The sequence below is a fragment of the Aquabacterium sp. genome (assembly GCF_004297345.1).
Lineage (GTDB): Bacteria > Pseudomonadota > Gammaproteobacteria > Burkholderiales > Burkholderiaceae_C > Aquabacterium.
Map to the genome: position 1 here is coordinate 1 of NZ_SCTN01000268.1, position 10,076 is coordinate 10,076.

Sequence of the window (10,076 nt, forward strand, 5' to 3'; positions counted from 1 at the left end):
CTCGGGTTATGCCGCCAGTCTGACAAGCAATCCTTAGACGGGCCTTAAGCGAACTCGAACACGCAAGCCTCCCAAACGATCTGATTGATCCAGCACCACCACCGCCTGATGCATGTCGGCGATCGACTTGACAATGGCCAGACCCAACCCGCTGCCTTCCTGCCCTGAGCCACTGACCCGGTAAAACCGATCAAGTACACGACTGCGATCAGCTTCTGCGATACCCGGACCACTGTCCTCCACACAGATCACCGCGCCCGCTGGCGTGTGGTGGATGTCCAGATCAACGGTCCCGCCCTCAGGCGTGTACTTGATGGCGTTATCAAGCACATTGCGAATCAAAACGCGCATGGCATCGAGCTGGACATGGGCCATCGCCACCTCGGTTCGATGCACGCCCAGATCGATGCCGCGCATTTGCGCCTGCAACAAATGATCTGTGAGGCACAACAGCCCGATCTGCGACACATCGCTGATCTCGAAAGCCACGCCTTGAGCATGACTGGCTTCTTGTCGCGCCAGCACGAGAAGCTGATCAACCAGATGCCCAGCCCGCTCGATCCCTGCGCTCAAGCGCTTCACGGCCACCTCGCGCGTGGCTTCATCCGATGCTCTTTGCAACCCTTGCACTTGAATCTTCAATGCAGCCAATGGCGAGCGCAATTCATGCGCGGCATCAGCCACAAAGCTCTTTTGAACATCGAACGCACGGGCCAGACGCTCGAACAACAGGTTCAATTCCTGAATCAAAGGCCTGATTTCATCGGGCAGGCCGTCTTCGCTGATGCAAGACAGATCATCGGCCTTACGCGCAGCCATCTGCGCCCGCACATTGGCAACCGGCGCCAGGGAATTCCTGACCACCCACCACACCACGATCAGCAAGATCAAGGCCATCACCACCGTGGGCCACACCGTACGGATCGCCAATGAGCGCGCCATGTTGCTGCGAGCGCCCATATCTTGCGCCACCTGGATCAATTGGGTCGGAGTGCGCAACACGAACACCCTGTAGATTCGTTTGTCACGCGCCGTGACCAACGAGAACCCTGGACTGGCAGGACTGCGCAAGGAACGATGCGCGGCTGACTCGAAGACGGGCTCGCCTTTGGCGTTCCACATCTGCACGACATAGTCTTCATCTGCCATGTCGGTTCGCACCTGATCGTTGGCCTGCAGAAGGCCGAGATGCACCCCAGAACGCAAGGACTCTGCCGTGCGCTGAAGGTGGTGATCGAACAGCACATCCGCTTCGGCCAAAGCCGTGCCGTAGGCAATCAACGCTTGCACCAAGGATGTCAACACCACGGCGCCCAGCAAAAAGCCCAGGAGACGCCCCCGCAAGGAGTGCCCTTGATCTGACCGACTCATGCGCGGGGCACCATGTAGCCCACACCACGCACGTTCTGAATCAGACCTGTACCCAGCTTCTTGCGGAGACCATGCACGTAGACCTCCACGGCATTGCTGGCCACCTCGTCGTCCCAGCCAAAAACCTTTTCCTCCAACTGCGCCCGGGACAACACCGCACCAGGACGAGCGATCAGCGGTTCCAGTACCGCCCACTCCCTGGATGACAGCGTGACGGGAACGCCCGCTACCGTCACCTCTCTTGTGGCGGAATGGATCACCACGCCATCGTGTTCGTACACAGGTTCAGGACGACCATGTGCGCGCCGAATCAAGGCCCTGACGCGGGCCAGCAGCTCCCCCAGATCGTAGGGTTTGAGCACATAGTCGTCGGCGCCGGCGTCCAGGCCGGCTATGCGATGTTCAACCGCGTCCCGAGCCGTCGCGATCAACACAGGCGCCCTTTGACGTACATCGCGCATGTTCTTGAGCACCTGCAGGCCATCTCTGCCAGGCAAACCCAGATCCAGCAACACAAGGTCATACGCCTGCGACCGCCAGGCGAACTCGGCACTCACGCCATCCTTCACCCAGTCCACGGCGTAATGTTCGGCCCGCAGTACGTCCAGCACGGTCTCACCGATCATCTGATCGTCTTCCACCAACAGGAGTCTCATACCGGGCCTCGCCTACACTGAACTCAATCCATCTTCAACGCCAACTTTGCCCCAGCAGACTTAAACGAGCCTTAAGTCAGAAACCTTCAACCGGCCACCACAGGCTCACCACCGACGAACGCGCGCAACTCACCTGAGGACATGGCCGTCCACTGCTCATTGAGGGTCAAGGGCTCGGTCGCAATCACTGCCACGCGGTCGGCTGGCGTGGCCAGCTCGGCAAAGTTCACCGCCATGTCCTGATCTTGCAAGCGCGCCATGCCAAAGGGATGCTGGCGGACCAGGTAGTGCAGCTTGGTTGAACAATGCGCCCACAGCGCCTCGCCCTGGCTGAGCATGAAGTTGAACGTGCCATGCCGCGCCACCTGGGGCACCAGCTCCTTCAAGGTGGCCGTGAGCTCGGCCACACTGGGCATGCTGGCATGGCTCTTGGCCAACTCCTGCATCAACCAGCAAAAGGCCCGCTCGCTGTCGGTGTCACCCACCGGGTGAAAGGCCGCGTGCAATTTGGGATGGAAATCCACCAGATTGCCGTTGTGCGCAAACGCCCAATAACTCCCCCACAGCTCTCGCACAAAGGGGTGACAGTTCTCCAGCGCCACCCGCCCTTGCGTGGCCTTGCGGATGTGCGCGATCACATGCCGGCTCTGAATGGGATAACGTTTGATCAGATCGGCCACCGGCGACTCGCTGGCGGCCTGGTGGTCCACAAACAGCCGTACACCACGCCCCTCGAAAAAGGCGATGCCGAACCCGTCGGCGTGTTCACAGGCGCGGGTCGCGAAACCCGAGAAGCTGAAAACGATGTCGGTAGGGGTGTTGCAGTTCATGCCCAGCAACTGGCACATGGGAAGATGCTCCTGAAATGGGGCCCCGCTGGGCCGAGCACCAATGGTAACGCCCGATCAAGCCAGCGTGCGTACCGCAGAGTGTGCATCCTGGGGCAGCCACAGCGTCATGGTCGTGCCTTCACCCAGCCCGCTGCGCACGTCCAGCCTGCCCCCCATCAACTCCATGATTTCCTTGACGATGCTCACGCCCAGCCCGGTACCTGGGATATTGCCGGATTTGTCCGCGCGGAAGAAGCGCTCACCCATGTGAGCCAGCTGCTCCGGCGTCATGCCGATACCCTGGTCGATCACGCGCACGCCTGTCCATGCCACGCCTTGTTCATCCGTCTCGACCGGGAAGCTGACGGACACAAGCCCGCCATTGGGCGAATACTTGTAGGCATTGGAGAGCACGTTCAAAAATGCCTGGCACATCTTCTGTTGATCAGCGCTGACCAGGATGGCTCCAGCGGGCCTGGCCAGCATGGGCGCATCTCGATCAGCCGGTGTCTTGAAATCGCTGACAACACCCTCTACCAATTCAACGAGATCCAGTGAGCGGCACTCGAAATCAGCGCCACGCTGGCTCTCGATGCGCGCCAGATCCAGCAGTTCGTTGATCAGCGAGATCATCACCTCGCACTGCCGGTACACCTTGCTCAGCAGGTCTTTTTGCTTCTCGGGCTTCAGGTCACGCGTCAACATCAGCTCGATGAAGCCATAGATGCTGGCCATGGGCGTGCGAAGTTCATGCGCCGCCATGGAGAGGAAGGCATTTTTCATGCGATCGACCTCGGCCTCATGGGTCACGTCCCGCACCAGCAAGAGCCTGGACACGGTGTCGCCCTGCGTTTGATACAAGCTCAAAGCCAGCATGCGCCCTGCCGGGGACTTCAACTGCAGCACCAGCTTGTGGCGAGACAGCCATGACATCGGATCGGCATCCACAGGTACGGTCATCAGGTCGTCCAACGATCGCAACTCAGGTGGATTGACACAGCGCGCAAACAGTTGCGACAGGAACTCTGCCTCATCCAGGCACAACACCGATTCGGCGGACAAGCCGGTCAGATCGGTGTAAGCCGCGCTGGCGTAGTTCACCTGCCGGTCCGCGCCAAAGGACACGAATCCATCGGGGCTCAAGCTGAAGATGGCGCTGAGTTGCTCGCTGTGCTTCTGGATGACCTCTTCGGCCAGATAACGATCATGCACATCCTGCAAGGAACCGGCCATGCGCGTGGCAAAGCCGTTCTCATCGAAGAAGGTCTTGCCTCGGCAACGCACCCACCGATAGGTGCCTGGCTTGGTTCGCAAGGGGTATGTGGCATCCAGCGGTCTGGTTCGTTTCAAGGCGCCTTCGATGGTTCGCAACACGCTGCGCTTGTGATCCGGATGCAGCAGGTTTTCAAACGCATCCAGGCCTGCCGGGAATTCGTCGATCTCGTAGCCCAGCATCCGATAAAGCTGCGGCGACCACCACATCTTGTGATCGTTCACATTGAACCAATCCCACAGCCCGTCACTGCCGCCGTCAATGGCCAACTTGTAGCGTTCGGCCATGTCTACCAGCTCCTGCTGATTGCGCTTGGCGGACGTGATGTCTGTTCGGATGGAGAGGTACTTTTCGATGCAGCCTTTCGCATCCTTCAGCGGCACCACGGTGGTCTTGAGCCAATACAGCGCGCCATCCTTGGCCCGGTTGCAGACATCCCCCTCCCAGGGCTCACCTCTTGAAATCGTCTGCCACATCTCTGTCCAGAAGGCATTGTCATGACAACCGGACCCCATTCGACTGTGTGACTGACCCAGCAGCTCATCACGGGCATAGCCGCTGACCAGACAGAACGATTCATTGACATCAATGATCATGCCGCTGGCGTCCGCCACAGACATCAGGTTGAATCGATGCAGCGTGTCCAGCAAAGTGGTGTTGTCACGCAAGGCCAGTTCGGCCCTTTGCTTGGCCGCGCTCAGATCCGAGGTCATGGCCTGCGCCAAAGCTTCAGCGCGTGCGCGCCCCAGCAACAGCAGCCACACCGTCACAGCCAGCAAACCACTGAGCATGCCTCCGGCAAAGGCAAACCACCATACGTCGGTGCTTTCGTAACGCCGTTCAAACTCCTGCGTGCTACCGATACGCAAGGTCAGGCTGTGCCCACCTATATCGAGCCTGCGAAAGGCCTCGAACTGTGGCCCGCCACTACCCAATAATCGAGGCGTGCGCGCTTGGCGCTGCTGATTCAAGCCCAGTGCAAAAACGCGCTGGTTGTTGGCCATGTCATCGCCGTCAAAGACGGACAGATCAAGCTGTTGATCGGCCACATCGCCGATCCCCCGGAAGAACTCCTCCAGCACGATAGGCGAGTAGATCAGCCCGATCAGATTGCGGCGACGATCGTCTGGCGTATCGATCTTGCTGGCCCACTTGAAGACCGGCAGAAAGTAGAGATAGCCCGCCCGATTCTTGCCGTCCTGCACCAGCGCGATGCGCGCTGTCAACGCGGCCTGCCCAGACCGCACAGCCCGCTCAACAGCCTCCCTGCGGATGCGCTCCGAGCCAATGTCGAAGCCCCATGCCTTTTCGTTGTCGGCCAAGGGTTCGATGTACTTGATGACGAACATGTCGCTGGCTGTGCCGGCCGTCCGTACCGAAAACCCTGGGGCCTCATCCCGACGCTCGGCTTCAACGAAAGCCGTCAGATCCTCGCGCTCAACGCGTTGCACGAACCCGATGCCCCGAACGCCATTCATGTCCTCCTGAATACGCCTGGACGCAACCCAGATGCGAAACGCATCCCGCTCGACGGGCGCCTGGCTGGCGTGAAAGTAGCCTCTCAGCCCCTGGAAGGTTGCCAGCGCACTCGCAAAACGCTGTGTCACGCTGGCATCGAGCTTATCCGCGTAGCGATCGAAGTTGAGGCGCGCCTCATGTCGGGCCTCCAGGGTGATCCACATGGCCCCTGTCACGGTGAGGAGCAAGCCCAGCAGCAGCGCGCCCAGGCTGGACGCCAACCCGGCCATACGACGCTCCCTTGATATCGCCAGATCCTGAGCCAGCCAACGGTGCTGAAAGGCAGTGACGGCGCCACGCAAGTTCATGGAGGCTCCTGTCTGGTGTGCGCTCAGAAGAAGTCAATGCCCTCTGGTTCGGTGGCCACCTTGGGTGCAAGCGCAGCCGGTCGCAGGGTTGGCCTGGCTGATCGAACGGGCGCAGGCTCGGCTCGCTCCGTGGTCGCAGCCAACGGAGCCCCACCCAGTTTGAACGCACTGAGCACCTCTGACATCTTGCCTGCGTGCTCCATCAACTCTGCAGCAATGCTGCTGGAGGCTTCCGCCACCGTGATGTTCTGCTGCGTCACGTCATCCAGATCCTTGACGGACTGGGTGACAACATCGATGCCACCGGCATGTTCATGAGAATCAGCAGAAAGCCGCTCGAAGACTTCCCCGACACGACGAACCGAGTCCACGATCTCATCCATGGTGGTACCTGTCAGGCTCACTTGCTCCACACCCGACTCGACGGTCTGCATGGACGAGGTGATCAGCGATTTGATCTCCCGCGCAGCTTCTGATGAGCGTAGTGCCAGGCTGCGCACTTCTGCGGCCACCACGGCAAAGCCTTTGCCCTGCTCACCAGCGCGAGCAGCCTCAACCGCAGCATTGAGCGCCAGGATATTGGTCTGAAAAGCGATGCCGTCAATCACCGAGATGATGTCCGTGATCTTGCGCGATGACTGCGCAATGGCCTGCATGGTGCCGACCACCTGCTTGACCTGCTGGCCGCCATTGTTGGCCAGATCAGTGGCCCGCGCCGCCATCGTGCGCGCCTCCATGGAGGCTTGGGCACTGGTCTGAACGATCAGATTGATCTGCTCCAGGCACATGGCCGCATCACGCAGGCCGGAGGCTGTCGTCATCGTTCGATCACTCAACTCCCTGCTGCCGTGACGCAGCACCTCCGAGGCACTCTGAACGCCGTCGATCGAGGCATGCACCTGGCGGATGGCTTCGGCCATGCGCTGCTGCACATGTTTGAGGCGCTTGCCCACAACGGAGTCCGCGCGCAAGACATCCAGATTGAGTCGAATCGGCCCGTCAAAACCCATCGCCCGAATCAAAAAATCCAACTCGAAACGCTCGGCGTCCACCTGTTCCTCGCCAAACGCCACGTAGGCAAGATAGGCGTATTGCACGATCAGCCCGCACAACATCACAGCAACGGCAGGATGTGCAGGCTGCTGCGCAACCCACAGCAACAGGAATGCGCCCAGCCCAACGCCAACGGCCGCCATCAACTGCCAACGGCGGTATTGCAACAGCAAACTGCCCAACAGAAACAGGCCGATATAGGACTCGCTTCGGAAACCGGCAATCACCATCTGACTGCAGACAAGGCCTGTGGCCGCAGCAGACAAAAGCACACGTGACCAGACTGTGCCGCGTACCAGCAAGAAGGCGCCCAAGGCAAGCAAAACACAAATGCTGGTCAGCGTCGAGGCCAGCGTCAGTTGCTGGCCGTCATGGCCCTGCACCATCACGATCAAGCCGCCAAGAACAACGGCAAACAGCATGACCGCATCCGTCTTGCGGGGGCTGTGCTTGCTCGACTTTTGACTGAAGGTACTCATGGGATCCATGCTCGATATCACTGCTTCGTCAAGTTCGGCAAATCGGCGACAAACTTGAGTCAAGCCATCAGAAATGATCGGGCCGCACCCTACGAATGCGCCCCCAAAGCCTCAGATCGCCCCCAACAAAGGCGAGCTGCCCCATGACGCGTGGGCGCGCTCGATATGGCCCGCGCCCGGCGGGCTGGTTGCGCTAGCCTGGCCAGACGATGCCGGATCCCGATACAGCACGCTGCACACGATCAGGTTCGCATTCACCTTTTGCACGCAGGCAATTTTCGGCATCATCTCCAGCGTTTCCGGGTGACAGGATTCGTACGCCACCCAATCCCGGCCTTCATCGGCAGCACGCCACAAGGCCTCGGTCAGGAGGTAACCATCGCTGGTGGTCAGCACGGGCATCGGATGGCCTGCTTCGTCGGGCTCACGCGAATTGAACGTTTGAATGCCTTCACGATTGACGCCAAACACGAACAGATCGCGATCCACGAAATCACCATTCGGATCGTTCAGGCTCGGCAGTGCGGCAGCCTCACTTGATTGAACAATCAACTCGGCCGCTTTTTGCATCAAGGCCTGAGCCTCGTCGGCACTGCCATGTGTCAGCCGCATCCCCTGTACGGACCTCGACAGGCTGGCCGCGTGGTCAAGCAAGCGATCGGTAGCCAGTTGGGTCATGCTCACCGCTTCGCGATTCTCGTCGGCAATGATCTCCAGCCCACCCAGCGCCTGGCTGACCTGTTCCAAAATGCCATACTGATGGCTGGCATTCGCCGACATGACCGTCACGCCCTGCGCCACACCTTTGACACCTTCAGCCAGGTTGGACAAGGTCTGGGTGATGTCCGACATATGCCGCACCCCATCGCTGACTTGCTGAGTGGATTGCTCGATCAATTCGCTGATCTCGGCCACGGCATGTGCGCAACGGCCAGCCAGTTGCCGCACCTCGCCAGCCACCACGGCAAAGCCGGTTCCAGCCTCTCCAGCTCGTGCGGCCTCCACCGCAGCGTTGAGCGCCAGCATGTTCGTCTGGAAGGCAATGTCTTCAATCATCCCGACGATTTCACGCATCCGCTGCGCGCCCTCTTCGATATGTGACATGGTGGCAACGGCTTGCGGCATCGACGCGCTGCGCTGTTCAGCCAGGCTGCTCACGTGGGCCACCTGATCCGACACTTGCTGCGCTGTGTTTACCCCTTGATCCAGCACACGCTGAATATGACGCACACTGTCCGTGGCTTGTTTGACACTGTTGGATTGACGCTCCGTTCGCATGGCCAGGGTCAGGGCCCCCTCGCCCAAAGCGCGTGCCGACATCGCAACCAGCACGGCATTGCTGCGAATGCTGGAGACGATGCGCGATAGCTTCACCGTCATGTGATTCAAACCAGCACCCACATGGGCCAGTTCATCGCGTCCCAGCACTTCCCGCGTATTGGTGAGATCTCCTTGACCAATATCATCGATGACGTGGGACATGGCCTTGACCGACCCCATCAAGGCCGACTGCATCGCCATGATGAGATAGCACATGCCCATGAAGGTCAGTATCGTCACGGCGATGTAGATGGCAACCACATTCTTCTGGTGCGACAAGCGGTTCTTCAGTTGCACGCCCAGGCGATCTCGCAGTGACTCATTGAGCGTCACAGCCGAATTGATCGCCTGCACGCCCCGGTCCATGAGTGCACGGACCTCGCCACGAGGCATGCTGGTTCCCACCGAACCGAGCATCTCCGATGTCACGCCCTCCAGCAAGGCCTGGGTCGTACCCCACCCCGAGGGCATTGGACTGCCGGCGCGCTCCAACGCACCCAACAACAAGGTGATGTCGCTGGCCTTGGCGCGCAATTCTTGGGCCTGGTCACGCAAAAGCAGGTCATCACCGGGAGCAAGCGAGCCACCGCCAATCGTCACCAGCGCCCGAGCACGTATCTGGGAAAAGGACTCCAGCATGGGGATATAGCGATCCACCAGCACCAGCATCAGGTAAAACGAATCGGTCTCTGGATCCAGCAGCAGCGTCGACGACTCGCCTACACGCAACTGCAACTGGCGCAGATCGGCCATCACCCGCACGTGCTGGTCATAAATGGCTTGCAACCTCAACGACGCGGCCACCGACTGATCGGATGTATCGCCCTTTTCCAGCAAGGCTGCCCAGTCCTTGCGGAACGCCTGCCAGGTCTTGCTGATATCGGGCGCGTTGCCGGCATCCAGACTGACATCCATATCCGACATCGCGCGCTGGATATCGGCATGCACCTTCTCCATCGCCCCGCCGGGAATCTCTTCTCCGGCCACTTGCAAACTGCGCAATTCCCGATGGCCCTGCAAAAGCAAGGCCAGTCGCGTGAGATCACCTACTCGTGCCAACCCAGATATCTCGCGAGAGGTCAGCTGAACCTGCTCCCAATGTTGCCTGGACGCATACACCGCCATGGCAGCAGTGATGGCAAAGGTCAGCCCGCTGATCACACTGAACTTCACCGCCAGCTTCCAGCGCCGCATGAGTCGCATACCAGGGTCCAACACCCACCGGAGAAAGCCCTTGTCCATGCTGCTACCTCAATCCTTGTTTCACG

The 10,076-nt window shown here is 59.9% G+C and carries 6 protein-coding genes; all 6 read right to left on the bottom strand.

What is annotated here, in order from left to right:
* Positions 1–33: 33 nt before the first annotated feature.
* The 6 genes from EPO09_RS09430 to EPO09_RS09455 all read right to left on the bottom strand — a co-directional run bounded on the left by EPO09_RS09430 (position 34) and on the right by EPO09_RS09455 (position 10,050).
* A complete protein-coding gene (locus tag EPO09_RS09430; RefSeq protein WP_290642468.1) occupies positions 34–1,371 on the bottom strand; it encodes an ATP-binding protein in 1,338 nt (445 codons plus the stop codon).
* On the bottom strand, positions 1,368–2,027 hold the full coding sequence (locus EPO09_RS09435; protein ID WP_290642470.1) for a response regulator transcription factor: 660 nt from the start codon (positions 2,025–2,027) through the stop codon (positions 1,368–1,370). The genes EPO09_RS09430 and EPO09_RS09435 overlap by 4 nt, the downstream gene beginning before the upstream one ends.
* Positions 2,028–2,113: 86 nt before the next feature.
* A complete protein-coding gene (locus tag EPO09_RS09440) occupies positions 2,114–2,875 on the bottom strand; it encodes a class II glutamine amidotransferase (RefSeq protein WP_290642472.1) in 762 nt (253 codons plus the stop codon).
* Positions 2,876–2,932: 57 nt separating this feature from the next.
* Positions 2,933–5,956: a CHASE domain-containing protein gene (locus EPO09_RS09445; protein ID WP_290642474.1), complete on the bottom strand. Its 3,024-nt coding sequence runs from the start codon at positions 5,954–5,956 to the stop codon at positions 2,933–2,935.
* A 23-nt stretch (positions 5,957–5,979) separates the two neighbouring features.
* Positions 5,980–7,488: a methyl-accepting chemotaxis protein gene (locus EPO09_RS09450; protein ID WP_290642475.1), complete on the bottom strand. Its 1,509-nt coding sequence runs from the start codon at positions 7,486–7,488 to the stop codon at positions 5,980–5,982.
* A gap of 111 nt (positions 7,489–7,599) precedes the next feature.
* On the bottom strand, positions 7,600–10,050 hold the full coding sequence (locus EPO09_RS09455; RefSeq protein WP_290642477.1) for a methyl-accepting chemotaxis protein: 2,451 nt from the start codon (positions 10,048–10,050) through the stop codon (positions 7,600–7,602).
* Positions 10,051–10,076: the final 26 nt, after the last annotated feature.